Annotated in this window: 28 protein-coding genes; 21 read left to right on the top strand and 7 right to left on the bottom strand. The window is 62.3% G+C overall.

Translation table 11 applies throughout. The annotated features are described in order from the left end of the window. Positions 1–2 precede the first annotated feature (2 nt). From MTX35_RS08755 to MTX35_RS08730, 6 genes are read left to right on the top strand one after another with little or no spacing between them, the layout of a single operon-like run. Positions 3–1,169: an acyl-CoA dehydrogenase family protein gene (locus tag MTX35_RS08755; protein ID WP_243594593.1), complete on the top strand. Its 1,167-nt coding sequence runs from the start codon at positions 3–5 to the stop codon at positions 1,167–1,169. A 12-nt stretch (positions 1,170–1,181) separates the two neighbouring features. Next, the gene (locus MTX35_RS08750) at positions 1,182–2,072 is read left to right on the top strand and encodes a CoA ester lyase (protein WP_243594700.1); all 891 of its coding nucleotides are present in this window, start codon (positions 1,182–1,184) and stop codon (positions 2,070–2,072) included. After that, positions 2,069–2,542, top strand: coding sequence for a MaoC family dehydratase (locus MTX35_RS08745; protein WP_008713162.1), 474 nt, complete (start codon positions 2,069–2,071; stop codon positions 2,540–2,542). Before MTX35_RS08750 ends, MTX35_RS08745 begins: the two co-directional genes overlap by 4 nt. A gap of 1 nt (position 2,543) precedes the next feature. Then, positions 2,544–4,016, top strand: coding sequence for an aldehyde dehydrogenase family protein (locus MTX35_RS08740; RefSeq protein ID WP_243594592.1), 1,473 nt, complete (start codon positions 2,544–2,546; stop codon positions 4,014–4,016). Beyond that, positions 4,016–5,218: a CaiB/BaiF CoA-transferase family protein gene (locus tag MTX35_RS08735; RefSeq protein WP_243594591.1), complete on the top strand. Its 1,203-nt coding sequence runs from the start codon at positions 4,016–4,018 to the stop codon at positions 5,216–5,218. Before MTX35_RS08740 ends, MTX35_RS08735 begins: the two co-directional genes overlap by 1 nt. A 6-nt stretch (positions 5,219–5,224) precedes the next feature. Then, positions 5,225–6,016, top strand: coding sequence for an SDR family NAD(P)-dependent oxidoreductase (locus MTX35_RS08730; protein WP_243594590.1), 792 nt, complete (start codon positions 5,225–5,227; stop codon positions 6,014–6,016). 5 nt (positions 6,017–6,021) lie between these two features. Here MTX35_RS08730 and MTX35_RS08725 read toward each other — a convergent pair whose 3' ends face one another. Then, entirely contained in the window at positions 6,022–6,786 is a 765-nt protein-coding gene (locus MTX35_RS08725) for an SDR family NAD(P)-dependent oxidoreductase (RefSeq protein WP_243594589.1), read from the bottom strand. 74 nt (positions 6,787–6,860) lie between these two features. Between MTX35_RS08725 and MTX35_RS08720 the strand changes: the two genes are divergently transcribed. The 8 genes from MTX35_RS08720 (at position 6,861) to MTX35_RS08685 (ending at position 12,833) form a co-directional block, all read left to right on the top strand. Beyond that, positions 6,861–8,012 (top strand): acyl-CoA dehydrogenase family protein, encoded by a 1,152-nt coding sequence (locus tag MTX35_RS08720; protein ID WP_243594588.1) that lies wholly within the window; start codon positions 6,861–6,863, stop codon positions 8,010–8,012. Between the two features lie 168 nt (positions 8,013–8,180). Continuing rightward, positions 8,181–8,588 (top strand): nuclear transport factor 2 family protein, encoded by a 408-nt coding sequence (locus tag MTX35_RS08715; protein WP_243594587.1) that lies wholly within the window; start codon positions 8,181–8,183, stop codon positions 8,586–8,588. Positions 8,589–8,621: 33 nt separating this feature from the next. Further along, a complete protein-coding gene (locus tag MTX35_RS08710; RefSeq protein ID WP_243594586.1) occupies positions 8,622–10,178 on the top strand; it encodes a class I adenylate-forming enzyme family protein in 1,557 nt (518 codons plus the stop codon). Then, positions 10,175–10,615, top strand: coding sequence for a hypothetical protein (locus MTX35_RS08705; protein WP_243594585.1), 441 nt, complete (start codon positions 10,175–10,177; stop codon positions 10,613–10,615). The genes MTX35_RS08710 and MTX35_RS08705 overlap by 4 nt, the downstream gene beginning before the upstream one ends. Continuing rightward, positions 10,612–11,025 carry a MaoC family dehydratase gene (locus MTX35_RS08700; RefSeq protein ID WP_243594584.1) on the top strand — a complete coding sequence of 138 codons (414 nt, stop codon included), beginning with the start codon at positions 10,612–10,614 and terminating at the stop codon, positions 11,023–11,025. Before MTX35_RS08705 ends, MTX35_RS08700 begins: the two co-directional genes overlap by 4 nt. Before the next feature lie 2 nt (positions 11,026–11,027). Next, entirely contained in the window at positions 11,028–11,867 is an 840-nt protein-coding gene (locus MTX35_RS08695; protein ID WP_243594583.1) for a mycofactocin-coupled SDR family oxidoreductase, read from the top strand. A gap of 10 nt (positions 11,868–11,877) precedes the next feature. After that, complete coding sequence (locus MTX35_RS08690; RefSeq protein WP_243594582.1) at positions 11,878–12,333, top strand: nuclear transport factor 2 family protein; 456 nt, start codon at positions 11,878–11,880, stop codon at positions 12,331–12,333. Beyond that, a complete protein-coding gene (locus MTX35_RS08685) occupies positions 12,330–12,833 on the top strand; it encodes a pyridoxamine 5'-phosphate oxidase family protein (RefSeq protein WP_243594581.1) in 504 nt (167 codons plus the stop codon). The genes MTX35_RS08690 and MTX35_RS08685 overlap by 4 nt, the downstream gene beginning before the upstream one ends. On the opposite strand, the gene MTX35_RS08680 is transcribed toward MTX35_RS08685, so the two are convergent. The 3 genes from MTX35_RS08680 to MTX35_RS08670 form a co-directional block, all read right to left on the bottom strand. Further along, positions 12,821–13,336: a nuclear transport factor 2 family protein gene (locus MTX35_RS08680; RefSeq protein ID WP_243594580.1), complete on the bottom strand. Its 516-nt coding sequence runs from the start codon at positions 13,334–13,336 to the stop codon at positions 12,821–12,823. The genes MTX35_RS08685 and MTX35_RS08680 overlap by 13 nt on opposite strands. A 76-nt stretch (positions 13,337–13,412) precedes the next feature. Next, on the bottom strand, positions 13,413–13,823 hold the full coding sequence (locus tag MTX35_RS08675; protein WP_243594579.1) for a nuclear transport factor 2 family protein: 411 nt from the start codon (positions 13,821–13,823) through the stop codon (positions 13,413–13,415). A 9-nt stretch (positions 13,824–13,832) separates the two neighbouring features. Continuing rightward, positions 13,833–14,954, bottom strand: a complete 1,122-nt coding sequence (locus tag MTX35_RS08670; protein WP_243594578.1) for an NDMA-dependent alcohol dehydrogenase — start codon at positions 14,952–14,954, stop codon at positions 13,833–13,835. A gap of 150 nt (positions 14,955–15,104) precedes the next feature. Here MTX35_RS08670 and MTX35_RS08665 point away from each other — a divergent pair, with 150 nt between their 5' ends. Both MTX35_RS08665 and MTX35_RS08660 read left to right on the top strand, forming a co-directional pair. Next, entirely contained in the window at positions 15,105–15,518 is a 414-nt protein-coding gene (locus MTX35_RS08665; RefSeq protein ID WP_243594577.1) for a thioesterase family protein, read from the top strand. Positions 15,519–15,598: 80 nt separating this feature from the next. Next, complete coding sequence (locus MTX35_RS08660) at positions 15,599–16,771, top strand: MFS transporter (protein WP_243594576.1); 1,173 nt, start codon at positions 15,599–15,601, stop codon at positions 16,769–16,771. A 13-nt stretch (positions 16,772–16,784) separates the two neighbouring features. Here MTX35_RS08660 and MTX35_RS08655 read toward each other — a convergent pair whose 3' ends face one another. Further along, positions 16,785–17,369, bottom strand: coding sequence for a nuclear transport factor 2 family protein (locus MTX35_RS08655; RefSeq protein WP_243594575.1), 585 nt, complete (start codon positions 17,367–17,369; stop codon positions 16,785–16,787). A 108-nt stretch (positions 17,370–17,477) separates the two neighbouring features. Here MTX35_RS08655 and MTX35_RS08650 point away from each other — a divergent pair, with 108 nt between their 5' ends. Beyond that, positions 17,478–18,629, top strand: a complete 1,152-nt coding sequence (locus MTX35_RS08650) for an ABC transporter substrate-binding protein (RefSeq protein ID WP_243594574.1) — start codon at positions 17,478–17,480, stop codon at positions 18,627–18,629. Position 18,630: 1 nt separating this feature from the next. On the opposite strand, the gene MTX35_RS08645 is transcribed toward MTX35_RS08650, so the two are convergent. Further along, a complete protein-coding gene (locus MTX35_RS08645; protein WP_243594573.1) occupies positions 18,631–19,395 on the bottom strand; it encodes an enoyl-CoA hydratase/isomerase family protein in 765 nt (254 codons plus the stop codon). 165 nt (positions 19,396–19,560) lie between these two features. Between MTX35_RS08645 and MTX35_RS08640 the strand changes: the two genes are divergently transcribed. Continuing rightward, positions 19,561–20,298, top strand: a complete 738-nt coding sequence (locus MTX35_RS08640) for a FadR/GntR family transcriptional regulator (RefSeq protein WP_243594572.1) — start codon at positions 19,561–19,563, stop codon at positions 20,296–20,298. 69 nt (positions 20,299–20,367) lie between these two features. Here the strand turns inward: MTX35_RS08640 and MTX35_RS08635 are convergent, their stop codons facing one another. Then, a complete protein-coding gene (locus MTX35_RS08635) occupies positions 20,368–20,559 on the bottom strand; it encodes a ferredoxin (RefSeq protein WP_243594571.1) in 192 nt (63 codons plus the stop codon). A gap of 173 nt (positions 20,560–20,732) precedes the next feature. On the opposite strand from MTX35_RS08635, the gene MTX35_RS08630 reads away from it, so the two are divergent. The 3 genes from MTX35_RS08630 to MTX35_RS08620 are packed head-to-tail and all read left to right on the top strand — an operon-like array spanning position 20,733 to position 24,648. Beyond that, positions 20,733–22,010, top strand: a complete 1,278-nt coding sequence (locus tag MTX35_RS08630; RefSeq protein ID WP_243594570.1) for a cytochrome P450 — start codon at positions 20,733–20,735, stop codon at positions 22,008–22,010. After that, a complete protein-coding gene (locus MTX35_RS08625) occupies positions 22,010–23,170 on the top strand; it encodes an NAD(P)/FAD-dependent oxidoreductase (protein ID WP_243594569.1) in 1,161 nt (386 codons plus the stop codon). The genes MTX35_RS08630 and MTX35_RS08625 overlap by 1 nt, the downstream gene beginning before the upstream one ends. Positions 23,171–23,184: 14 nt before the next feature. Next, positions 23,185–24,648 carry an aldehyde dehydrogenase gene (locus MTX35_RS08620; protein WP_243594568.1) on the top strand — a complete coding sequence of 488 codons (1,464 nt, stop codon included), beginning with the start codon at positions 23,185–23,187 and terminating at the stop codon, positions 24,646–24,648. Positions 24,649–24,702: the final 54 nt, after the last annotated feature.

Here is a 24,702-nt window from a genome sequence, read left to right as displayed (position 1 = left end):
ACATGGACTACACGGTCGACCCGACGCACGAAGACATCAGACAAGCCGTCAAGACCCTGTGCAAGGCGTTTCCCGACGACTACTGGATGGAACACGACGACAGCCACGAGTTCCCCTGGGACTTCTACAACGCTGTGGCCGAGGGTGGTTGGCTGGGGCTGACCGTCCCCGAGGAGTACGGCGGCGGCGGGCTCGGCGTGACCGAGGCGGCCATCGTCGAACGTGAGATCTCGGCATCCGGTGCAGGGATGGGCGGCTGCAGTGCCGTCCACATCGGCATCTTCGGCTTCGAGCCCATCATCAATCACGGCAGCGAGGCGATGAAGCAGAAGTACCTGCCTCGAGTCATCACCGGTGAGCTGCATACGTCTTTCGCGGTCACCGAACCCGACGCCGGTACCGACACCACCAATATCAAGACCTTTGCCAAGAAGGTCGACGGTGGCTTCCTGGTCTCGGGTAAGAAGGTCTGGATCACCAAGGCACAGGAAGCAGAAAAAATGCTTCTGCTGTGCCGAACCAGTCCACGTGTCGAGGGCGAGAAGCGCACTGCAGGAATGACATTGCTGTTCGCCGATATGGATCGAAGCAAGGTCCAGATCCGCCCGATTCCGAAGATGGGCCGTAACGCCGTCGACACCAACGAGCTGTTCATCGACGAGCTGTTCGTGGCCGACGAGGACGTCGTCGGCGAGGTCGGCCACGGTTTCCGCACCATCCTCGGCGGGCTCAACGCCGAGCGTGTGATCGCCGCGAACGCGGCTCTGGGAATCGGCGAGGCGGCCCTGCGCCGCGGCACCCAGTACGCCAAGGACCGTGAAGTCTTCGGTCGGCCTATCGGAAAGAATCAGGGCATCGCATTCCAACTGGCGGAGGCCCGAATCAGGCTCGATGCAGCAGCGGCCGTCGTCGACAAGGCCGCCTGGATGGTCGACGCCGGTGTGCCCTGTGGCCGAGAAGCGAACGCCGCCAAATACTTGTGTGCCGAGGCCGGCTTCTTTGCCGCGGATGTCGCGTTGCAGGTGCACGGTGGATTCGGGTTCGGCAAGGAATTTCACGTCGAACGTTATTTCCGCGAGTCACGCCTCATGCGGATTGCGCCGATCAGCCAGGAAATGGTTCTCAACTACACCGCCGAGCATGTCCTCGGCCTGCCGCGTAGCTACTGAAGGGAAGTGACAATGCAGCCGTACCGTTCCATTCTGTTCGTGCCCGGTCACCGCCCGCGGTGGGTGGACAAGGCCGTTGCGTCGGGCGCAGACTGTGTCGTTCTCGATCTGGAAGATTCGGTGCCCGCCGCCGAGAAGGAGTCCGCCCGTGCGACGGTGGCCGAGTCCATCGCACGTGTTCGGCAGACCAATTCCGATGTGGGACTGTTCGTCCGAGTCAATCCACTTGCGACGCGGCTCACCGGCGCAGACCTCGAAGCTGTCGTCGTGCCTGGTCTGACTGGCGTGTTCGCTCCGAAGATCGAGAGGGCCGTCGACGTTTTGCAGTACGACGCGCTGCTCGATCACTTCGAGGCACGCAACGGCGTCGACGGACTCGAATACATCGTTCCGGTGGAGACCGTGAACGCGATCCACAACTGTCTCGAGGTCGCCACGGCCTCACCGCGAGTCGGTGCGATGATCGGGCCGTCCGCCGAGCACGCCGATATCGCGCGTGAGGTCGGTTACGAGTGGACGCCAGAGGGGCTCGAAACCCTGTATCTGCGGAGTCGGGTGCTCCTCGCGTGCCGAGAAGCGAAGATTCATGCGCTGACCGGTCTGTGGGAGGACCTCGAAAACCTGGATGGACTGAGGGAATTCGCGATCAAGGGCAGACAGCTCGGCTTCCGCGGCATGATTGCGATCCACCCGTCGCACGTCGAGACCGTCAACGACGTGTTCAGCCCGTCCGAGCAGGACATCGAGTTCTACCGCGGGCTGGCCGAGGCGTACGAGAAGGCCGAAGCGCAGGGGGCCGGTGCACTGCGCTACCGCGGTCTGCACATCGACAAGGCACATTACGACAAAGCGGTTCAGTGGCTCGAACGCGCCGAGGCGATCACGAAGAGAGGGAGCAAGTGAGAGGTCTGTATTTCGAGGAGTTCGAGGTCGGCAAGCACTACAAGCATGCGATGACCCGCACCGTGACCGAGATGGACAACGTCATGTTCACCTCACTGACGATGAACATCCAACCGCTGCATCTGGATGCGGAGTTCTGCAAGGGCACGATCCACGGCCAGCGTCTGTTCAACAGCCTCTTCACCGTGGCGCTGATCGGTGCATTCCACGTGCCCGAACTGACCATGGGTACCACCCTCGGCAACCTCGGCTACGAGAAGATCACGTTCCCGAACCCGGTTTTCCACGGCGACACGCTTCGCGCCGAAACCACGATCACGAACAAGCGAGAATCCAAGAGTCGCGACGATTCCGGCATCGTGTGGTTCGAGCACATCGGTTACAACCAGCGCGACGAAATCGTGTGTGTACTCGAGCGGGTCGGCCTGATGGCCAAGATCCCTGCAGATTTTCAGAAAGAAGGTGCGTGAGATGACTGCCGTGGCAGAGATCGACCAGAAGTGGGTACCGGGGACCAGGACGCTGCTGATCGGCGACACAGACGCACAACCGCAGGGTGAGAGCTGGGACGTCTACAACCCGGCCACCGAAGAGGTCATCGCCACTGTAGGAGGAGCGTCGAGCAGTCAGGTGGACGACGCTGTCGCGGCCGCACGTAAGGCGTTCCCGGCATGGGCGGCCTTGAGCGGTGAGGAACGATCGGTTCACATCCACCGCTTCGCCGACGCACTGGAGAAGGCCGCCGACAAGCTGCTGCCGTCCATCGTCAACGAGGTCGGTTGCCCGGTCTCGCTGGCGGCGTACCTCCAGGTGAAGATGGCCGTGGACGAACACCTGCGATGGGCGGCGGAAGCGGCGAAAACGGACCGCACCATTCATCTCGGTGGCTACGACAAACCTGTTCCGACGATGAGCGACGTGGTCCATCAGCCTGTCGGGGTGGTCGCGGCAATCACCGGGTACAACTACCCGCTCAATCTTGCGATCTTCAAGTTCGGCGCGGCATTGGCTGCCGGCTGCACCGTCGTGCTGCTGCCGTCGCCGCGGACACCTCTGACGACTCTGTTTCTCGGCGACTTGATCAAAGAAGCAGGCTTGCCGCCCGGTGTCATGAACGTCATCGTCGGCGGTGCCGATGTGGGACAGCAGCTTTCCTCGCACCGCGGCGTCGATCGGGTGTCGTTCACGGGGTCCGACGGAGTCGGAGCCAAGATCATGGAGCAGGCGTCGGCCAACCTCGCCGGTGTCACGCTCGAACTCGGTGGCAAGTCCCCGAACATCGTCCTCGAGGGCGTCGACGTCAAGAAGATCGCCGTCGAGATGCACCTTCGCTGGGCCCGCAATGGTGGCCAGGGTTGCGCGGCGCTTGCCCGTCTTCTTGTCCACGACAGCGTGTACGACGAGTTCCTGGAAGCCGGAGCGTCCGCGTTCGATCAGATGATCGTCGGCGATCCGTGGGATCCGGCAACCAACATCGGGCCGATGATCCGGCCCGACCACCAGGCTCGCGTCAACGGGTTCATCGACGGATCGTTGGCCGAGGGTGGGACCAAACTGCTCGAGGTCACCAGGCCGCTTCCGGAGAAGGGCTGGTACGTCAACCCCGTTCTGCTGGGCGGACTCCCACACAGCGCCCGCGCGGTGCAGCAGGAGATCTTCGGGCCCGTCGCCGTTATCGTTCCGTTCAAAGACACCGAGGAAGCCATCCGTTTGGCCAACGACACCGCGTACGGACTTGCGGCGAACGTCTACTGCGACGATCCGATCGAGGCGCGCCGGGTTGCGGAGCAGGTCCGAGCCGGAACCGTGTGGATCAACGGCGGTGGGTCGATGCGTCCCGACGCGCCGTTCGGCGGATACGGAAAGTCCGGGGTCGGCCGCGAACTCGGCGAGTGGGGAATGAAGGAATACCTCGAGGTCAAGCACATTCAGTGGAGGGTCTGATGAGCGCTGAAGGGCCACTTGCGGGCGTCAAGGTGGTGGAGCTCGGCACCATGTATGCCGCTCCGACGGCGGGACGTATGCTCCGAGATTTCGGGGCGGAAGTCATCAAGGTCGAGGACCCGACATCAGGTGACTATGCACGGCAATGGATTCCGCAGAAGGACGGACTCTCGCTCGGGTTCTCTCGTTTGAATGCAGGCAAGCGCTCGGTCGGCATCGATCTGCGTGACGAGGAGGGTCGAGCGCTGGTGAAGCGGCTCATTGCCGGTGCGGACGTGGTCATCGAGTCCTTCCGGCCCGGCAGGCTCGAAGCATGGGGGCTCGGATTCGAAGAGTTGTCGAAGGTCAACCCAGGTTTGGTGTTGGCTCGCGTCTCCGGATTCGGTCAGACCGGACCGAATCGGCTGCTGCCGGGATTCGGCACGGTTGCCGAAACCGCCAGCGGCTTCGCGAACGTCAACGGGTGGCCCGATTCACCGCCGACGTCGCCGCCGTTCGGCTTCGCCGACTCGATCGCCGGACTGTCCGCGGCGATGGGTGTGGCAATGGCCTTGTTCAAACGTGAGAAGACCGGTCTCGGTGAGGAAGTCGACGTCGCGCTCTACGAGCCGCTGATGTTCATCGTCGGCGACATGTTTCTCAAGTACACCGCGACCGGAGAGATTCAGCAGCGCATCGGAAACTCGACCGGAGCCGCGTCGCCACGCGGGATCTACGAGGCAGCCGACGGGAAGTTCCTGTCGATAGCCGCATCGAATCAGACCATCGCCACGCGGCTGTTCGCAGCCATGGGAAAGCCCGAGGTGATCGAGGATCCGCGATACGCGACCAACGCGGATCGACTGCGTAACAACGACGAAGTGCAGAAGATGGTTGTCGAGTGGTGCCGTTCCATGCCGCGCGCAGAGGTATTGTCCAGGCTCGAGAAATTCGAGGTCGTCAGCGCCGCGGTCAACGATGCCTCCGATGTGGTGCAGGATCCGCACTTTCTCGAAAGGACCCTCGTCGAGATCACCGGCAACGACGTCCTCGGCAAGGTTCTGATGCCAGGGCCAGTCCTGCATATGAAGAGTTACGACGGTCCAGTGTACGACGGCGTACCGGGCATCGGCGAGCACACTGCCGAGATTTTGGCGACCGAGTTGTCCATTGATGCAGAGCAACTGGCAGATCTGGCCGGACGAGGAATCATCAGTAAGTAGGTAGCTGTGAAGAACAAGAGAGTGCTCGTGACCGGCGGCGGCTCGGGAATCGGACGGGCCATTGCCGTCGAGGCGGCATCTCAGGGTGCCGAGACCGTGATTGTTGCTGACATTTCACCGGAGTTGCTCGCGGAGACCGAAACTCTGATCGCGGCGGCGGGAGCGAAGAGCGTTACGCTGCGGATCGACATGTCCGACGGTCGGCAAGTCCGGGAGATGATCGACGCCGCCGTCGCTGCCGCAGGAGGTCTCGACACCTTGATCAACAACGTGGGCGTCATCGACACCGGGTTCGTGCCGGGGGAGCAGGCAAACGTCGTTGACCTCCCCGAGGAGGTGTGGGATGCCGTCATGAACATCAACGTGAAGTCGATGTGGCTGGCAACCAAATATGCTGCGCCACAACTGCGGGCTTCGGATCGTGGACCGTCCATCGTCAATGCGGCGTCGGTGTCGGGGATGATGGGATACAAGACTCCGGCATACTCCGTCAGCAAGGCAGCGGTGATTCAGCTGACGCGGACGACGGCGATCTCGCTGGCCGACGAGGTTCGATGCAACAGTTTCAGCCCCGGGAGCTTTCGAACCACCATGGCGCAGAAGCACATCGATGCCGCCGCCGATCCTGTGGAGCAAGAGCGCCACATGAGCGGTGCCCACCTGATCCCGCGACTCGGGGATCCGGTGGAGGTCGCGCGGGTCGCGTGCTTCCTGGCCTCGGATGCGGCGTCGTTCATGACGGGAACCAACGTTCCCGTCGATGGCGGAACGATGGCCTGGCGGGGCTTGCGGTCGTAGGACTACTACATCCCGCCGTCGACGGTGATGATGGATCCGGTTGTGTAGCTGGAGGCGTCGCTGGCGAGATACAAAGCAGCCCCCACGATTTCGTTGGGGTCGCCGCCTCGCTTGGCGGCGAAGGTCTCGGCGCGCTTGCCGAAAGCCTCCATGTCCCAGGCATTGGAAACGTCGGTCAGGAACGTGCCCGCCATGATCGCGTTCGTCCGCACACTCGGCCCGAATGTCTTGGCCAAGCCGACTGTGATGGCGTTGAGGCCCGCTTTTGCAGCGGCGTAAGGCAGTACGTCGGGTCGGGGCTTGGTCGATGCGGCGCTCGAAATATTGATGATCGAGCCGCCGTCGCCCTGGGCCATCCGGGTTCCGATGAGGGCGGCCAGGCGGAAGGGGCCTTTGAGATTGACCCCGAGGACCTTGTCGAACAGGGCCTCGGAGATGGTGTCCACGGAGTCGTACAGCGGGGACATGCCCGCGTTGTTGATCAGGATGTCGACCTTGCCGAAGTGCTCGTACGAGGCATCGACGAGCGAATCGAGGGCGTCCCACCTACCGACGTGTGCAGCAATCGGGAATGCCCGCCGCCCGGTCGCCTCTTCGATTTCGTCGGCCGTTGCCTGGCAGGACGTGAAGTCTCGGCTGGCGATGATCACATCGGCTCCTGCCTGGGCGAGGCCGAAGGCCATCGATTTGCCGAGGCCTCGGCTTCCCCCGGTGATCAGGGCGACGCGCCCGCTGAGATCGAACTGGGAGGGGGCGTCGAACGGGGGCATCTATTTCTCCTGGATCGGGGCCACGGCGGGCAATTCCTTAGTATGGTAATCATAGATTGACGAATGGAGACAGGGTGTCGGAATCGGAACAGGGACTGTTCGAGCTCCCAAGTAAGTATCTCGAACTGCAGGTCGAAGCGCGTGCGCTAGCAGAATCCGTCCGCGATATCGCTGCTCGCGCCGACGAGTCCGATGGTATCGACGTCGACGTACGCAAGCGGCTTCAGGCAACAGGGTTGGCCGGCGTGACCGTGCCGTCGCGGTTCGGTGGCCGCTTCGACGAGGTCGACTCGCTCGCCGTCACAGTGATTCGTGAGCGTCTCGCTGCTGAATGCGGACACCTCGATTCGCTCTTTGCGATGCAGGGCATCGGGAGCTACGGATTGTCTGTCGGCGGCACGCCTGCGATGCAGGAGTACTGGCTACCCAGGGTGGCGAATCTCGATGCTATCGCCGCACTGGGCCTCACCGAGCCGGATGTCGGCTCGGATCTCAAGGCGCTGACGACTTCGATCGAAGAGGTCGACGGTGAGCTGGTGGTCAATGGACACAAGTCGTTCATCACCAACGGCGGCGACGCAGACTTCTACAGCATCCTCGGACGTGAGGGCGAGGGCTATTCCCTCGTTCTGATCCCGGCGGATACACCGGGTGTCACCACTGAGCGACCGCATCAGATCATCGCTCCGCACGTGTTGAGCGATGTGATTCTGAAGGACGTCCGGGTTCCCCTGGATCACCGAATCGGCATGCAGGGCAAAGGTTTCTCGCTGGTCTTGGCGACCCTGGCAACCTTCCGGGTGTCGGTCGCGGGTGCGGCGGTGGGTCTCGCCGAGGCCGCTCTGAAGGAGGCCGTGCGACACGCGAACGGCCGAGAGCAGTTCGGTGTCAGTCTGTCTCGTCTCGGCTCGGTGCCCGAGCATCTCGCCATGTGCTGGACCGACATCGAGATGGCGCGTTCGTTGACCTATCGTGCGGCGGCGGCTTCGGCTCGCGACGCGAGAGCAAACCTGCATTTGTCGTCGATGGCCAAGGTCGCTGCGACCGAGGTTGCCGGCCGCGTCGTCGACCGTGCCGTTCAGGTGATGGGCCGCTACGGCATCACACGCGGCAGCAATATCGAACGTCTGTACCGCGAGGCCCGCCCCATGCGGATCTACGAGGGCTCGACCGAGGTCATTCTCGACTCACTGGCGAAACAACTGGTCAAGGACGGAACGCTCTAGGGAAGTTCCGCGGCGCGATCACCCGTCCGGTTACACACGTTGCCGGGCGGGATTCGTCGTGCCTCGGGCACGCTGTCATCGGATGTAATTGCCCTTGACGCAACATGATTCATGATTATGATTGGCCTTGTTGTGATTGCCGTCACGCCTGCATCGAGGAGAAAATTCATGTCGTCACGCCCCGGAATCGAGAACACGCTCAGCCGCTACGGCCTCGGATACGACGATCATCATCCCGAGATGATCGTTGCGTCGTTCACCAAGGATGCGGTTCTGACCATGAAAATCGCCGACGGTGATCTGATCGGACCGTTCGACGGGATCGACGCGATCATGGAGTTGATGAACGGCTCCGCACACTCGCAGTCGGATCAGCGCCGACACCTGACGACGAACGTCCTGATCGACGATGTCGATGACAGTCACGCGAAAGTGATTGCATACCTGACGATAATTTCGGTCGCCGACGGAAAGCTCACTGTCCTGTCCACCGGAAAGTACGAGGACGAGTTCGCCAAAATCGACGGAAGCTGGTTGATAGCCAAGCGACACATTGCTCTCGACCTTCCGTACTGAGCCCACCTGTCGTACCGAGCTTAGGAATCTCGCATGCAGAATCAGGGATTGATTCCCGCCAAATGGGCAGCGCTGACGCCTGACCGGCAGGCAGTGTTCGACGTGCCGAACGATCGACGCATCACCTTCTCCCAACTCGACGAGCGTGTTCGACGGCTGGCCAACGGTCTTCGCGGACTTGGGCTAGAGAAGGGCGACCGGGTCGCGGTGTTGACGCGCAACAGCGTCGAGTTTCAAGAGCTGTATTTCGCAGCCGGCCGCGCCGGTCTCGTTCTGCAGCCGCTCAATTGGCGACTCGGTGTCAAACAGCTCATCGGACTGATCGCGGATGCAACGCCCAAGGTGATCATCACCGCCTCGGAGTGGTCGGAAACGAAGCAGGAACTACAGCGCGCGGTGAACGTCGACCACTGGCTCGAATTCGGTGCCGATTCCGACGGCAGTTACGACGAGCTGCTCGCTCGGTCGAGCGCCGACGAGCCGATCTGGACGCCGTCGATCGGCGGAGACGATCCGTTCTTCATTCTGTACACCGGGGGCACGACGGGCGAGTCCAAGGGCGCGATCCACACCCACACCAGTGCCGCCAACGGAATGCTCAATCAGACGGTGGCAGAACGCATCGTCCCAAACGACGTCTACATGCTGACCGGGCAGATGTATCACATCCCGGTGGTGCTTTCGATGAACTACATGAAGCACGGCTGCCCCGTCGTCCTGGTGAACTTCGAAGCGAAGCAGGCTCTCGAAATCATCGAAACCGAAAAGGTATCGGCGTTCCTGGGCATCACGACGATGCTGAACTGGATGATGGCGGTTCCGAACTTCGCGTCCTACGACCTCTCCAGTCTGCGGAACATTCAATACGGCGGCGGTCCGATGCCGTCGACCATTGTCCGAGCAGCGCTCGATTCGTTTCCGTGCACCCTGATTCAGGGGTACGGACAGACCGAGGGCACGACGATGTCCTTCCTCTCGCAGGAGGACCATCTCAACGCTGTCAAGGGTATCGATGCTCACCGCTTGAAGTCCTGTGGCCGTGAAGGTTTCGTCACCACGATTCGAATCGTCGACGCGTTCGGTGAAGAAGTTCCGCGGGACGGCAAGACGCCCGGGGAGATCGTCGTACGCTCCGAATCGAACATGATCGGATACCTGAATCGTCCCGAGCTCACGAAGGACACGTTGCGTGACGGCTGGATGTGGACCGGTGACATCGCAACCTGGGACGAGGAGCGATACGTCTACATCGTCGATCGAGCGAAAGACATGATCATCTCCGGCGGCGAGAACATCTTCAGCGTTCAGGTCGAGGAAGCCATCGGCGCGCACCCGTCGGTGTTGGAATGCGCCGTCATCGGTATCCCCGACGACGAATGGGGCGAGGCAGTGAAGGCCGTCGTCGTACTCAAACCGGGAACGGAAGCCACCGAGCAGGAGATCATCGACGTGGCGAAGATGAACCTGGCGTCGTACCAGAAACCGCGGTCGGTCGATTTCGTCACCGCCCTGCCCAAGGCTCCCACCGGCAAGATCATGAAACGTGATCTGCGGACGCCCTACTGGGAGGCCGCAGGTCGCACCGTATGACCGAGGAAGAACTACACGCAATGATCGGGACCCGGATGCCGGGCGGCACCCGAACCTTGGAGAAGTGGTGGGTCGGCCTGGTTCTCGACGCGATGGAGTGCGCGTCCGAGGACGGCGCGGCTCACCCGACCTTCGTGTTCCTCGTCGCCACCGGATCGATGGGGTGGACGTGGGACGAACTGTTCGCGGTGTTCTCCGCGACCGATGCGGACGGTCCGATGTTCGGTGAGACCGATACCGTTATCCACCTACCACTGCTGACCGGTGCCACCTACACGGTGACCGGCGAGATCGTCTCCGCGGCCCGCAAGACCGGTAAGAAAACCGGAGTGTTCGACATCGTCGGATACCGGTTGGACATCCACGATGCCGGCGACACGCTCGTGGCTTCCACCACCAACTCGATCGTCTTCCCGCGTCGAGAGCAGGCCGCATGAGACCCGAAGTAGGACAGGTGCTTCCGTCGCGCATCGTCGACGGCGTCGATCCGGAGAAGATGAAGCTGCTCTCGGCGCTGATGCGTGATCCCAACCCGATTCACTTCGACCGCACTGCGGTCGCCGAACTCGGCATGGGGGACAGGACCGTCAACCAGGGGCCGTCGAACATGGCCTACGTGCTGTCGATGCTTGGGTCTTGGGCCGGCGGCGTCGACCGGATAAACCACTATCGATTCCGTTTCCTGGGAAACGTATTCGAGGGCGACCGACTCGAAGCAGGCGGCGTCATCACCGCAGTCCGCGAAACCTCGGAATCGTTCGAGGTGGAGTGCTCGCTGACGTTGACCGTGATCGACGGTGACCGAGTTCTGACCGGCACCGCAGCCGTAACCATCGACAAGGAGTGAATATGCCAGGCCGTCTCGAAGGAAAAGTTGCATTCATCACCGGAGCCGCTCGCGGCCAAGGGCGAAGCCACGCAATCAGATTGGCGCAGGAAGGCGCTGACATCATTGCCGTCGACATCTGTCAGAACATCGACACCGTCACGCCGTTCTACCCGCTCGGCACCGAGGACGAGATGGCAGAAACGGTGAAGCAGGTCGAGGCTCTCGATCGGCGCATCTTCGCTCGACGCGCCGATGTGCGTGATCTGGAGCAGCTGCAAACAGTGTTCGACGAGGGTGTCGCCGAGCTCGGCCGTATCGACATCGTCGTCGCCAACGCCGGCATCGCGACCTACGGGCTCTCGTGGGAGCTGACGAGCGAGCAATGGAAGGACATGATCGACGTCAACCTCACCGGCGTCTTCCACACCGCGAAGGTGGCCATTCCCGCGCTGATCGCGGCGGGCCGCGGCGGATCGATCGTGTTCACCAGCTCGATCGGCGGGCTCAAGGGGATCCAGCACGTGGGGCACTACGTGGCCGCGAAACACGGCATCGTCGGCCTGATGCGCACGATGGCGAACGAGTTGGGCCAGTACAGTATTCGCGTCAACACCGTCCACCCGACGAATGTCGACACCATCATGATCCAGAACCCCGGCACCTACTCCATGTTCGCACCGGGCGATCCGGAGCCCACCCAGGAGAAGGCAATGGCGGGATTCGCCTCGCTCAACACACTTCCGGTGCCGTGGATCGAATCCGTCGACATCAGTAACGCAGTGCTCTACCTCTCCAGCGACGAGGGTCGCTACGTCACCGGAGTCACCCTGCCCGTCGATGCGGGTGCCTACATCAAGTGAAAGGACCTTCATGACAACCACTCTTGCTAGCCAGGACCTCGCCCACCGCGCACAGCAGGCTCTCTACCGGTACGCCTGGGCCGCCGATTCGGGCGATCTCGACACGCTTCGCGGTCTCGCGATGGAGGACATCAGCGTCACGCAGACGTCGGAGACGAAGCAGGGAATAGAAGAGTTTCTCGATATCTACCGGGCGTTCGCGGCGTCCGACACCGAGGTCTCTCGGCACGCTGTGACGAACGCGTTGGTGAGTGAGGAGGACGGTGGAGTTCGCATCGATGCGTACTTCGAGGCCACCCTGTTCAATGCAGAGAGCACCTCCCGGATCTTCGGCCGATACTCGGACTCACTGGTCGAGGTCGACGGGGATCTGAAACTGGCGCACAAGCGCATCCTGGTCGACCGGGTGATGGCCCTGCCGGTCGCGACGTCGGCATTCGTCCCGTACGGTTCCGCCTCGTCGTGAGCCGGGTAGGGATCGACGACAACGAGAACCTCGAGTCGGTCCGTGCAACGGCGGAGGGGCGCTCGACGTTGATTGCGACACAGACCGAATGCACCTTCGCCTTCACTACCGAGGCAGGATGGCCGGCCGGCGTTGTCATGAGCTATCTGTTCACTCGTGATCGCTTCTGGTTGACAGCAGCAGCGGGGCGTGCCCACGTGCGGGGCGCGGTCCGCGACCCGCGAGTGACGCTGGTGATCTCCAATGCAGGCACGACGTTGCCGGGGCGGCAGATGCTGTCCGTTCGCGGCACCGCCACCGTGCATTCCGGCGAGGCAGTGAAGTCGTGGTTCTACCCGGAGTTCTCGCGCCACCTCGCGCCCGGAGATCCGGACGCGTTCGCGACACTGCTGGACAGTCCGCAGCGCGTCGTCATCGAGGTGGAGACCGTTCGCGTTGCAGTGAGCCATGATTCGACCCAGATGCCCGGAGATGGGCGGGGTGGCTATCAGTCTCGGTAGGTGAGCCAGGTCGGCGCGGATTCAGGGTAGTCCGCGCCGGCGTACCTGGTCTGCGGCCAACGGATTCTCTGGTCGGAGCGAAAGCTAGAGGCCATGGCCTCGAAGGGCACCGCGTACATGAACGTCACCACTCGATGTCGGAAACGCCACCGATCGGTCTTGACGTAGTGATCCGAGTAGCGGAATGCGCTCATCATCAACGTGTCTCGGACAGCCAGCTCGGCATGGCCGGTCATGCGTCCCGTCGCGTTCCGGGGATCGTCGACGGTGATCAGATGGATCTCGGGTGTATGCAGCATCGTGGTGTAGCGATCCATACTGTCGACGTAGAACGTGCGCAGTTCCTCGTGGCCCGTCAGCGTCTGCCCCGCGATGGTGAATGTCGCGTCTTCGGTGTACATCTCGAGCACCGACTCGATGTCGTGGTCGTCGACGGCCATCGAATAGGCGCCGGCGAGGTCTCGGATCGCGTCCTTGGCGAGCAGGGTGTCGAGCGGGTCCATGGTGTTCCCTTCCAGAACGAAACGTACGTGCGTGTGCGCCGAGTATCAGCACACACGCACGTACGTCTGCTTCTTGTCAGGCCTCGAAACCGTCCATCTGCGGCGGCGTGAGAGGGGAGATCACACGGGAGGAAATCTTCCACCCGTCTTCGGTCAGGACATACGTGTCCTCGTTCAGCGCAATGGCTTTGAACGCAGCCCCACTTTTCGTGTGACCCTCCGAGAACACGTAATTGGTTCCGTGAGCCGTGGTGTCCGAATCGACGTGCACGAGGTGGTTGGTGATGATGTGAAACTGGTCCTCGATTTGCTCCGCGTCGCGCTCGAAGAAGTCGAGAATCTGCTCGTGTCCCTCGTAGCGTGCCAAGCCCACCGGTGTTGCGTCCCACACCGCGTCGGCAGCAAACGCACTCAGGGCGAGTTTCGGATCGAACTTGTCCAACCCGAGCGCATAGGTGTGCGTCGCGGCGATGATGTCTTCCAGCATGCCATTCTCCTACTCGTCGTACATGATGACGCCGCGGATGTTCTTGCCATCGCGCATGTCTTGGATGGCCTCGTTGATCTGCTCCAGCTTGTACGTCTTGGTGACCAACTCGTCGAGCATGAACTCACCGCGGCGGTACATGTCCGCGATCAACGGGATGTCGCGTCGGGCCGTCGTGGTGCCGTACAACGTGCCCTGCAGCCTCTTTCCGGACATCGCGAAGGTGAACAGGTCGAACGGGACGTCGCGTTGCGTGACGGGCGCGGCCGATGTGAGGACGAGAGTGCCGCCGCGTCGGGTCATCTCCTGCGCCGGGTTGAGCAGGTGTCCGTAAGCGATGTCGACCGTGATGATCACCTTGTCGGCACCCTGGCCGTTGGTAAGGCTGTCGACCAGTTCTTTTGCCTGGTCGAGGTTCTCGACGGTATGCGTCGCACCGAACAGTTTGGCCTGGTCGCGCTTGTACTCGACCGGGTCGACGGTGATGATGGTCTTCGCGCCCTTGTGGCGTGCACCCTGGACAGCGTTCATGCCGACGCCGCCGGTACCGATGATCACGACCGTCTCGCCGAGGGTGACTTCGGCGGCATACACCGACGATCCCCAGCCAGTGGGCACACCGCAGCCGATGAGCGCGGCCTTGTCCAGGGGGATGTCCTTGCCGATCTTGACGCACGAGTCGATATTGGCGACCAGGTACGGCGAGAAGGTGCCGAGGAAGGAGAAGGGGCCGACGCCCTGCCCGCGAGCGTGCACACGGTGGGTGCCGTCGGGTGCGAATCCGGCGAGAACTCCGGCACCCATCTCGCACATGTTGGATCGACCGATCGTGCACATCTGACAGTGGCCGCACGAAGGAAGGAACGAGAGTACGACGTGATCGCCCACCTCGAAGCCGGTGACGTCGGGACCGAGTTCCTCGATGACGCCTGCTCCCTCGTGGCCACCGATAATGGGAGCCCAGTCGAGCGGTATGTCGCCTGTATCGACATGGTCGTCGCTGTGGCAGATGCCCGAGGCCGCGAGTTTGATGCGAACCTCGCGGCTCTTGGGCGGATCGATCTCGATCTCTTCGACACTCCAGCCCGAGCGCGTGCCCGGTTCCCAGATCAAGGCTCCGATGGTCTTCACTGATGCTCCTTCTTCGACGCGAACGCTGCTGTGCACGTGCGCTGTTGAAATGATGCGCATTGTTTGATGTGACTGCAGTCACCATAACTATGATAATGATTAGTGTAAAGGGTGGGATGCTAGACAGTGAGTACAGAAAGAGGTGCGAAGATGGTCGACCATCCGACCAGCCAGACATTCACGCTCGCCTACGGAGACTGCGATGCGATAGGCATCTCGTATTTCGCGATGAACTATCCGTGGATGGAGCGCACCTACAGCGTGTGGCTGCACGCCCGTGGGCTCGACAGTCACACGATGATGGAGACCATCGGGGTGGGCACCGTCGGGTTCGCCTCGGAATGCAGTTATCTGATCTCCTGCCGGGTATTCGACGAGATCGTCTGCGGCATGGAACTCGAACACCTGGGCACGACCTCTTACGTCATCGGATTCCCGTTCACTCGCGGCGACGAGCTGGTTGCGTACGGCAAGATCAAGTACGCGGTCCGCGGCCACGACGGGCTCAAGGCCTCGATTCCCGACGCCCTGCGCGCGGCTCTCGAGTCACTCGACCGTCCGTGACCGGGGCCGTTCGGCCCGTCGGAATTCGTAGAAAGCAAATTTTGGGGGCGGCGGCGGCGTGCGCATTCGCAGCGCTGGTCGTGGGGTCGAACGTACCGGGGCCGTTGTTGCCGCTGTACGCCGAGCAGATGGCGCTCTCGACGTTCACGGTGTCGGCTCTGTTCGCCGTGTATCTGGTTGCCCTGGTGGCGACCTTCACGGTGATGGCCCGGACCCGGCTGACGCGATTCGCCTGGGCCTTGTTGCCCGCTGCGATGCTGGGAGGCGTCGTCGCCGACCTCTCGCTCCTCGTCGGGGGCGAGAATGTCGTATTCCTTTTCGTAGGGCGGTTTCTGACGGGCACCTGTGTCGGTGTGGCAACCGGAGCGACGGCAACCATCGTCGTCGCAGCACGGGGTGAGAAGGGTCGGACCATCGCGTCGTCGGGAGCGATCTTCGGATCGTTCGTGGGTCTGGTCCTCGGAGCGGGCGTCGCCGAGTATCTTCCCGGTCCGACGGTCACGGTCTATCTGGTCCATATGACGTTGCTCGTGGTCGTGGCTGTCGCCCTGCTGATTGCCCTCTACTCGGCTCGTGAGACGTTGCGGATCGCGCTGGTCGAGCCGAAAGGTCAGCGTGAGGCCGAGGCTGGGCCGTATATCGCTCCGAGGACCCGCACAGCCGGGTACGGAATCGGCCTGGCGGGCTGGGCCATCGGAGGCATAGCCGTCGGGATCCTGCCGACGGCGGTACGCGAGCAGACGGGCAGCGACTCTCTTGTGGTCGGTGCTCTCGCGCCGGTGGTGCTGTTGTCGATCGCATGGTTGTCACCGTTCGTTTTCGCGGCGATCCGGACGTCGCTACGTCCCGTGCAATCGTTGGCTCTGATCGCGTGCGGGGCCGTTCTCACTGCGTCGGGGGTGGTGCTGCCGAGCCTGCCGCTGATCGTGGCCGGGTGCGTGTGCTGGGGACTAGGCCAAGGTTTCGCATACGCCTGCGGTCTTCGCCTGCTCACCCGCGGACTGTCGGCGGTCGAACAGGGCCGCACTGCATCACGTTTCGCCTCGTTCGCGTACGGGTTCACCGCTGTGCTCGCACTCGTCACCGGTGGCATCTCCACTGGGTGGGGAACGGGAGCCGGCATGGGGTTCGCGGGGCTCGTGTTCGTAGTGCTGTGTACGGCGGTTGCCGTACTCGGCCACGGGCGATGGGATCTGCCGGAGGTGACGGACGCATCGGCCGCCCAGCCCGTCGCGGCGCCGGGCACGGTATGAACCGTCGCGCCGGCTAGGGCGCCCTGCCGGGCGTCGACACGGGAAGATAGCGGTCCAACCAACTGCCGTCGCCGTCGTGCAGGGCGTCGGGCCAGTCTGCCGGTCGGTGATCTCCGTACGCGCGCATACTCTTCGGATCACCGAGTCCGGATTCGTACTCGGCTACCGGCAAGTAATACATGTACGACATGAGGCGGTCCTCGAACTTCCAGATGCCGTGGTACCGGCGGTAGGTATCGCGGTAGCGCAGCGCGGCAACCATCGGTACCGAGTTCCGGACCAGTTCGGCGTGTGACTCGACGGATCCGTACGCGAGATCGGGATCATCGTCGTCGAAGCGGACGATGTGGCCGTGGGTGACATGGTTCGTCGGGCCCAGGGCGTCGAACCGTCCCTCGAAGGCTGTGACGATCTCGTCGAGCCCGGACGCGGTGAACACCCCATCTATCGAACGCATCGAGGCCGTATCGGAGAAGATCGCCCGGATTCCGTCGACGTTTCGTTCGTCCATGACGAGGCAGTAGACGATCGGGAGTTCTTGAATGGCAGCGCGGGATTCGATTCGGTCGAGGCGCGCGGCAAGGTCGATGTCATTCAATTACGTTGCCTCCCTGTGATTTCACGGTGGTCAGGACATGAGCGGTCCGAACCCGCATCATGGTGATGTCCAGTCTATGCGCATGATTATGAGTAAATGAGGTTTCGGATGAGATCGTTACGCGGCCCGGTGGGGATTGTCGCTCTGGTGTTGACCGTCGCGGGGTGCAGCAGCGGGGGAGTGGGAGAAACGGCATCGGGCGAGATGCCGTCGGAGATCACGCTTTTCTCCGTCACCGACAAGACCGGTCCTCTGTCCTTCGCTGGAACGAATCAGCTCAAAGGTATCGAGTTGGCTATCGCAGAGATCAATGATCAACAGTACCTTGGTGATTCGACGATTCTGCTCGAGAGCCGCGATGCTGCGGGCGAAGCGCAGACTGCTGCCAGTCAGGTCACCGAAGCGACCGTCAGCCCGCAGGTCGCCGCAATTCTCGGCACGGTCACCAGTGCCCAATCCATTGCCGTGGCACCGCTCGCGCAGGCTGCCGGAATTCCCATCGTCTTCACTCAGTCCGGTAGCGAGGGCGTCCTCGTCGGTGACCATACCTATCGCGCAACGGCTCCCATGGCGACCTATTACGACCAGGCGGGTGAGTACCTCGAAAGTCAGGGCGCGAAGACGCTCGGAATTCTGTTCAACAGCGCCAATCCGACTCTGACCGAGCTCTCCGAAGACATCATCCCGGGGATGGCCGAGGAATTCGGATTCGAGGTAACTGCGACGTCCGGGGTACAGAACACCACGCAGGACTTCACTGCACCGATCGCGAAGATTCTCGCGTCCAACCCCGACGGGATCGCGATCATGCTGGCCGGTGCCCAGAATGCAACTGCCGTCGGGCAGGTTCGGCAAGCTGGTTTCGACGGCACCCTGATCACGCACACCGGTTCGGGCGCCGGCAATTTGACTCCTGTAGGTCAGGCCGGCGCAGGTATGACCTGGCCTACCGATTTCACCTACCACGGAACGAATCCCGCGACGCAGGACTTCGTCGAGGCCTACCGGGCGAAGTACGACGGCGAGAATCCGAACAACTACGCGGCAGAAGGATACGACGCCGCGTGGATGATCGCCCGTGCCATCGACAAGTCGGGTGGGGCATCTCGCGAGGACATTCAGAACGGACTGCAACAGCTGGTGGCAGAGGGCTTCACCGGTGCCGAAGGAGAGATCACCTTCGACGGCAACGATATGCGCGTCAGTGGTGCTCTCGTGCAGTGGAACGGAACCGAAGAAGTTCTGTTGTCGGAGAAGTAGATCACTGCGGATCGGGGAAGACGGCCTTTCTCTTCTCGAGGAAGGCCGTCGCACCCTCGATCATGTCCGGGCTGCCGACTGCTTGGTTCAACATGCCGAGTCCAGAGGAGAACGAATCGCGAGCGGCGTTCCACCACAGGTTGGAGCTCGTCTTGGTGATCTCGAGGTAGCGAGGGCTCAGTGCGGAGATCTCGTCGCACCACGACTGCACCGTCTCCTCGAGTTTGTCGTCGTCGACTACCTCGTTGATCAGGCCGAGGTCCAGCGCCTGCTGGGCAGAGTATCGACGGCACAGCATCGCCATCTCCTTGGCCCGCTTTTCCCCGATCTGAACGCCCATCACGTTGGTGGCCCCGGTGACCGGTGCGCTGCCGACCCGGGGGCCCGTCTGACCGAACGTTGCGGACCGCGCTGCGACCGCAAGATCGCAGGCCACGATCAGCTCGTTTCCGCCACCCGCCGCAGCCCCGTTGACGGCAGCGATGACGGGACGGGGGCAATTGCGGATGGAGTCGAAGAGGCGCAGCGAACCGCGGTAGAGCCGACGCATCTCCCTGGGGGAGGGCTCGCTGAGTTTGGCCAGCGATCCGCCGGCGCAGAAACTGCCGCCCGAACCGGTGATGACGACCGAGCGATGCCCCGAGGCGTCATCGAGAGCGTCGGCTATTTCGGCTGACATCTCCGGGTCGAAGGCATTGCGTCGTTCCGGCCTGTTCAGTCTGATCCACAGGGTCGCCGGTGTACTTTCGATGATTACGTCGGGCATTGGTTTCCTGTTCGTTCGGCGTCGGGGGTCGAAAATTACGGAGTGGGAATATCAGTTTCGAGGCCACGTGCAGCTCAGGGCCATTGTTATAATCAACCGCCTCGATCTTCGAGGTAGTGGTGGATCACGTTCTTCGATCCGCGTGCAGCTGGGAGGACTCATCTGATGACCGTGACCAATCGCGCTCCCAAAGCGGCAATGGTGATCGCGCAACAGATCATTCGCGACACTTTGAGGCAAGGCCTCACCGTAGGCAACCTTCTTCCGCCGGAGAAGGCAATGCTGGAGAAGTATCAGATCGGCCGCGGCACGCTCCGCGAAGCGCTTCGGCTTCTCGAATTTCAGGGCGTCATCGCGCTCAAGCCCGGCCCCAAGGGGGGCCCGGTCCTGCTCGATCCCGATGCCCAGCATCTGGCGAGCACGGTCATTCTCCTGATGCAGCTCAAGAACGCTCCGTTCAAAGCGATCGCCGAGGCTCGCGTCGCGATGGAGCCGATGATCAGTAGGCTTGCTGCCGAGCGCATCTCCGACGAATCTCTCGTCGAACTGAACGGCACCATCGAGACGATGCGTAATTCGCTGGACGACCAGTACATCTTCCTCGAAGCGAACAAGCAGTTCCATGACATCATCGCCTGGTCTTCGGGCAATCCACTGTTCGGATACTTGGTCGACTCGCTGCTGGGCATCATGGACGGCACCATCATCGGCATCGACTATCCCGCACCGCGCCGTGCTGCGATCCTGACCGCTCATCAATCGATCTACGACTCTCTCCTGGTACGCGATCCTGACCTCTCGCAGGAGCGGATGGCGCAGCACATCAACGAATACGTGCGATACGCGGAGCGAAAGTTCCCGGGCGTCATGAGCTCGGTCATTCAGTGGGACAGGGCGCTGTAGGCACTGCGCTCACGTGAATGGAAGTGCGACCCCTGCTGCGCACTTCCACTCACGAGCGGCGTAGCCGCGCTAGTCGACCGAAATCGCGCGCTCCGGGCAGCTGTCCGCGCCCGCCCTGGCCTCTCCGAGATGGTTCGGCTCTTGTCCCCCGGGCAGCACATATGCGTGCCCGTCCTCATCGCGCAAGGCGAAGACCTGGGGCGATGTCATCTGGCACAGTCCATGGCCCTGGCACTGGTTCGCGTCGACCGATACGTTCACGATTCCTCCTTCGAAAACTGTTCGAGGCTCTGCTCGGTTCTGGCCACCTCGGTGACCACGTACCTATGCTGCCACTGTTGTGATGTTGACAACAGTTGAATCTAGTATAACCATTATCAGCACATCTCTCGAAATGGTCACGCCAGATTTCGCCTGTAGGAGGACTGAAAGACATGACGGAAAGCGGCCGTTGCCCGGTCATCCACTTCGACCACAACTCGCAGGAACACTCCGCGGACCCCGTCGGCTCCTATCGGACGCTCCGGAACGCCGAGAAGCGCGGCTGGTCGGAAGCGCACGGCGGATACTGGGTGCTCTCCGACTACGATGCCGTGTTCGATGCCTCCCGCGACGACGACACCTTCTCCTCGGCGCGAAACGAATACGGCGGCGAGGGATTGTCGGTAGTCATCCCCAAGACCCCGATGCACTTTCACATTCCGATCGAGCTCGATCCGCCGGAGTTTCGCAAGTACCGCAAGATCGTCAACCCCATCACCTCTCCGGCCGCTGTGGAGAAGATGAAGGATCTCGTCGAGCATCACACGACGGCGTTCATCGACAGTGTGATCGAAGAGGGCGAGTGCGATTTCACGTCGGTCATCGGTGTGCCCGCCATCGTCACCGTCGACTGGCTCGGGCTCGGAATCGAGGACTGGAAGACGTACGCCTCCGCGCACCACGAGGCTCTCGCCGGGGTCCCCGGCAGTGAGCACTACGAGCATGCGATGAAGGTCGACTTTCCGTACCTGTCGGAGAAGATGCGTGCCGTCATCGCCGATCGCCGAGAAAATCCCACCGATGACGTCATCAGCTACCTCGTACAGCAGGAAGTCGACGGACGGGTGCTCGACGATTTCGAGGTGTTCGCGATGGTCGAGCTCCTTGTCGCCGGCGGAACCGGCACCACCGCGTCGCTCGTCAGTCAGACCCTCGTGTGGTTGGCCGATCACACCGACGTTCGCCAGCGGCTCATCGACGATCCGTCGCTCATGGACCACGCGGTAGAGGAATTCCTGCGCTACTTCTCGCCTACCCAGGCGCTCGCTCGAACCGTCACCGAGGACGTGGAATTCAAGGGTTGCCCGATGAAGAAGGGCGACCGGGTACTGCTCTCCTGGGCGTCGGCGAACCGGGACGAAGCGTTGTTCGAGAATCCCGATGACATCGATATCGATCGATGGCCCAACCGCCACACCGCATTCGGCATCGGCGTGCATCGATGCTCCGGATCCCACCTCGGCCGGCTCATGGCGAAATCGCTGCTCTCGCAGATTCTCGAGCGTATGCCCGATTACACGATCGAGCGAGACAAGCTCGAGCGTTACCCGCACCAGGGGACCAATATGGGCTGGCAGAGGATTCCCGCTCATTTCACCCCGGGCAAGAAAATCCTCGCCGACGGTGAAGCCGTCGCCGCGTCCACCGCGCCCGCAGCCCCGATGTACTGATGAAGAAAGTAGTTGTCGTCGGGGGAGGGCTCGCCGGTGCGCGTACCTGCGAAACGTTGCGAACACACGGGTTCGACGGAGAGATCGTTCTTCTCGCGGCCGAAGCGCACCTTCCCTACGACCGACCCCCGCTCACCAAAGCGGCATTGAAGGGTGAGCTCGACACCCAGTTTCGTACCGACTACGACGCCCTGAAGGTCGACGTCCGAACATCCACTCCCGCAACGGGGCTCGATACCGAAGCGAAACAGATCCACACAGCGGACGGGTCGGTCGACTACGACTTCCTCGTCATCGCAACCGGTGCAGCACCGATCCTGCTTCCGGGCTCGACGCGGCAGCTCGCCGTGCGGACCGTCGACGACTCCCGTGCGTTGCGCGACAAGCTCGTACCCGGTGCGAAGGTGGTTCTCGTCGGAGCGAGTTGGATCGGGGCCGAGGTCGCGACGGCCGCTCTCGCGGCAGGTGCACACGTGACGTGCGTGGAATTCGGACCGGCACCGCTGGCCGGTGCCTTGGGCCAGGACATCGGTGGGCGATTTGTCGACTGGTGGTCGGGGGTAGACCTGCGTCTCGGCGTCGGGGTGAAGAAGGTCACCGACACCGGGGTCGAATTGAGCTCAGGTGAAAACATCGATGCCGACGTTGTCGTCGCAGGCATCGGCGTCGAACCGGACACTGCCTGGCTCGAAGGTTCGGGGCTGAAGATCGACCGCGGTGTGGTCGTCGACGAGCACCTACGTACGTCCGACCCGCACGTGTTCGCTGTCGGCGACGTCGCTGTTCGATGGTCACCCCGTGCCAATGATGCGCTGCTGGTGGAACATTGGGACGATGCCAGAACGGGGCCCGACGCCATCGCGCGTACGTTGGTGGGAGACGCACCCGTAGCTCACGATCCGGTGCCATATTTCTGGAGCGATCAATTCGGGCGCAAGCTTCAGTACGTCGGCCACCACGGTGCAGAGGATCATCCCGTGATCAGGAATGGCGACGACGGCAAGTGGGCTGTCGCCTGGCTCGATGTAACAGGGCTTCTGACAGCTCATTTGAGCATCGACACCCCGAAGCTGATGATCGGGGCGCGGGCCGCCATCGCCGGCGGTATCCGCCCGGATCTCGTTGCCCTGCAGGATATTACTCAACCGCTCACCCAATAGAGGAGACGCACAAGATGACCGCTACAGTTCCCACCGCAACGACACTGAAGAGCTACGACAAGTTGTTCATCGGGGGTAAGTGGGTCGAGCCGTCCTCCGACAAGGTGATCGAGGTGGTCTCGCCGATCACCGAGGAGCTTCTCGCGACCGTTCCGCACGCGGAACCCGCCGACATCGACAAAGCGGTTGCCGCTGCACGTAAAGCGTTCGACGAGGGTCCTTGGCCCCGCATGACTGCCGCCGAGCGTGCGCCCTACCTGATCCGTATTCAGGAAGAGGTGGAGAAGCGTTTCGACGCGATGACCGAGGCCTTTACTGCTGAGATCGGTGCTCCCGCAGGCGCAAGCGTGGCGTTTCACAACAACGCTCTGAAGATGTGGGGTGACGCGTCGACTTTGCACGAGCGCTTCGAGTTCGAGGAGGAGCGCACCTGGGCCGAGGGTCACGGCACGCTCGTCCGTGAGCCCATCGGGGTTGTCGCGACAATCATTCCGTGGAATGGCCCTGTCGCCACCGCGTCGCTCAAGATTGCCCCGGCGCTTGCTGCGGGATGCACCGTCGTTCTCAAGCCTGCGCCCGAAGGCCCCGTCAGCACGATGATTCTCGCCGAAGCCCTCGAGGCCGCGGGGTTGCCCGAAGGTGTCATCAGCCTGCTGCCCGGTGGACGTGAGACCGGTGAACATCTGGTGCGGCACAAGGACGTCGACAAGATTTCGTTCACGGGTTCGACCATCGCCGGCCGGAAGATCATGAGTATCTGCGGCGAGCGTATTGCCCGTGTCACTCTCGAACTCGGAGGCAAATCGGCAGGAATCATCGCCGACGACATCGCCCTCGACAAGGTTTTCCCGGCTCTCGCGTTCGCCGGTATCGGACACAGCGGGCAGGTGTGTGCGGCCATCACGCGCATCGTCGTACCGCGTCACCGCCAGGACGAGATCGTCGAGACCATCAAGGCGATCTTCGAGTCGGTCCCCGTCGGTGATCCCCGCGAAGAGGGGACGGTCATCGGGCCACTGGCCGCTGAGCGTCAGCGCACCCGCGTACTCGACTACATCGAGGTCGGAAAGGCGGAGGGGGCACGTCTGGTCACCGGTGGCGGCCGCCCCGCCGGTATCGACAAGGGCTGGTACGTCGAGCCGACGTTGTTCGCCGACGTCACCAACGACATGCGCATCGCCCAGGAAGAGATCTTCGGCCCCGTCGTCGTTGTCATTCCGTTCGACTCCACCGATGAAGCCGTCGCGATCGCCAACGATTCCGACTACGGACTCTCGGGTGCCGTCTACGCGGAGGATGCGGCGTTGGCCGAGAGCATGGCCCGACGGATCCGCACCGGCCAGATCTCGGTGAACAGCTGGGACATGTGCGTCACGCAGCCGTTCGGCGGCTACAAGCAGTCCGGACTCGGTCGCGAGGGCAACGTCGAGGGATTGAGTTCCTTCCTCGAGACCAAGCTGATTCAGTTCGCCGACTAGCTACTGCAATGACGAAGGGCCCCTCTCTCGAGGGGCCCTTCGTCATTCGAGGCG

Origin of the sequence: Rhodococcus sp. ARC_M12, from assembly GCF_022810385.1 — a bacterium.
GTDB classification, from domain to species: Bacteria; Actinomycetota; Actinomycetes; order Mycobacteriales; family Mycobacteriaceae; genus Rhodococcoides; species Rhodococcoides navarretei.
This window is presented reverse-complemented; position numbering and strand designations above follow the sequence as displayed.

Coding starts and splice junctions, on each gene's coding strand:
- MTX35_RS08715 (WP_243594587.1), top strand. CDS start 8,181: ATGTCGTCACGCCCCGGAATCGAGAACACGCTCAGCCGCTACGGCCTC.
- MTX35_RS08625 (WP_243594569.1), top strand. CDS start 22,010: ATGAAGAAAGTAGTTGTCGTCGGGGGAGGGCTCGCCGGTGCGCGTACC.
- MTX35_RS08750 (WP_243594700.1), top strand. CDS start 1,182: ATGCAGCCGTACCGTTCCATTCTGTTCGTGCCCGGTCACCGCCCGCGG.
- MTX35_RS08735 (WP_243594591.1), top strand. CDS start 4,016: ATGAGCGCTGAAGGGCCACTTGCGGGCGTCAAGGTGGTGGAGCTCGGC.
- MTX35_RS08690 (WP_243594582.1), top strand. CDS start 11,878: ATGACAACCACTCTTGCTAGCCAGGACCTCGCCCACCGCGCACAGCAG.
- MTX35_RS08620 (WP_243594568.1), top strand. CDS start 23,185: ATGACCGCTACAGTTCCCACCGCAACGACACTGAAGAGCTACGACAAG.
- MTX35_RS08680 (WP_243594580.1), bottom strand. CDS start 13,336: ATGGACCCGCTCGACACCCTGCTCGCCAAGGACGCGATCCGAGACCTC.
- MTX35_RS08755 (WP_243594593.1), top strand. CDS start 3: ATGGACTACACGGTCGACCCGACGCACGAAGACATCAGACAAGCCGTC.
- MTX35_RS08700 (WP_243594584.1), top strand. CDS start 10,612: ATGAGACCCGAAGTAGGACAGGTGCTTCCGTCGCGCATCGTCGACGGC.
- MTX35_RS08640 (WP_243594572.1), top strand. CDS start 19,561: ATGACCGTGACCAATCGCGCTCCCAAAGCGGCAATGGTGATCGCGCAA.
- MTX35_RS08740 (WP_243594592.1), top strand. CDS start 2,544: ATGACTGCCGTGGCAGAGATCGACCAGAAGTGGGTACCGGGGACCAGG.
- MTX35_RS08695 (WP_243594583.1), top strand. CDS start 11,028: ATGCCAGGCCGTCTCGAAGGAAAAGTTGCATTCATCACCGGAGCCGCT.
- MTX35_RS08705 (WP_243594585.1), top strand. CDS start 10,175: ATGACCGAGGAAGAACTACACGCAATGATCGGGACCCGGATGCCGGGC.
- MTX35_RS08665 (WP_243594577.1), top strand. CDS start 15,105: ATGGTCGACCATCCGACCAGCCAGACATTCACGCTCGCCTACGGAGAC.
- MTX35_RS08710 (WP_243594586.1), top strand. CDS start 8,622: ATGCAGAATCAGGGATTGATTCCCGCCAAATGGGCAGCGCTGACGCCT.
- MTX35_RS08630 (WP_243594570.1), top strand. CDS start 20,733: ATGACGGAAAGCGGCCGTTGCCCGGTCATCCACTTCGACCACAACTCG.
- MTX35_RS08675 (WP_243594579.1), bottom strand. CDS start 13,823: ATGCTGGAAGACATCATCGCCGCGACGCACACCTATGCGCTCGGGTTG.
- MTX35_RS08725 (WP_243594589.1), bottom strand. CDS start 6,786: ATGCCCCCGTTCGACGCCCCCTCCCAGTTCGATCTCAGCGGGCGCGTC.
- MTX35_RS08645 (WP_243594573.1), bottom strand. CDS start 19,395: ATGCCCGACGTAATCATCGAAAGTACACCGGCGACCCTGTGGATCAGA.
- MTX35_RS08650 (WP_243594574.1), top strand. CDS start 17,478: ATGAGATCGTTACGCGGCCCGGTGGGGATTGTCGCTCTGGTGTTGACC.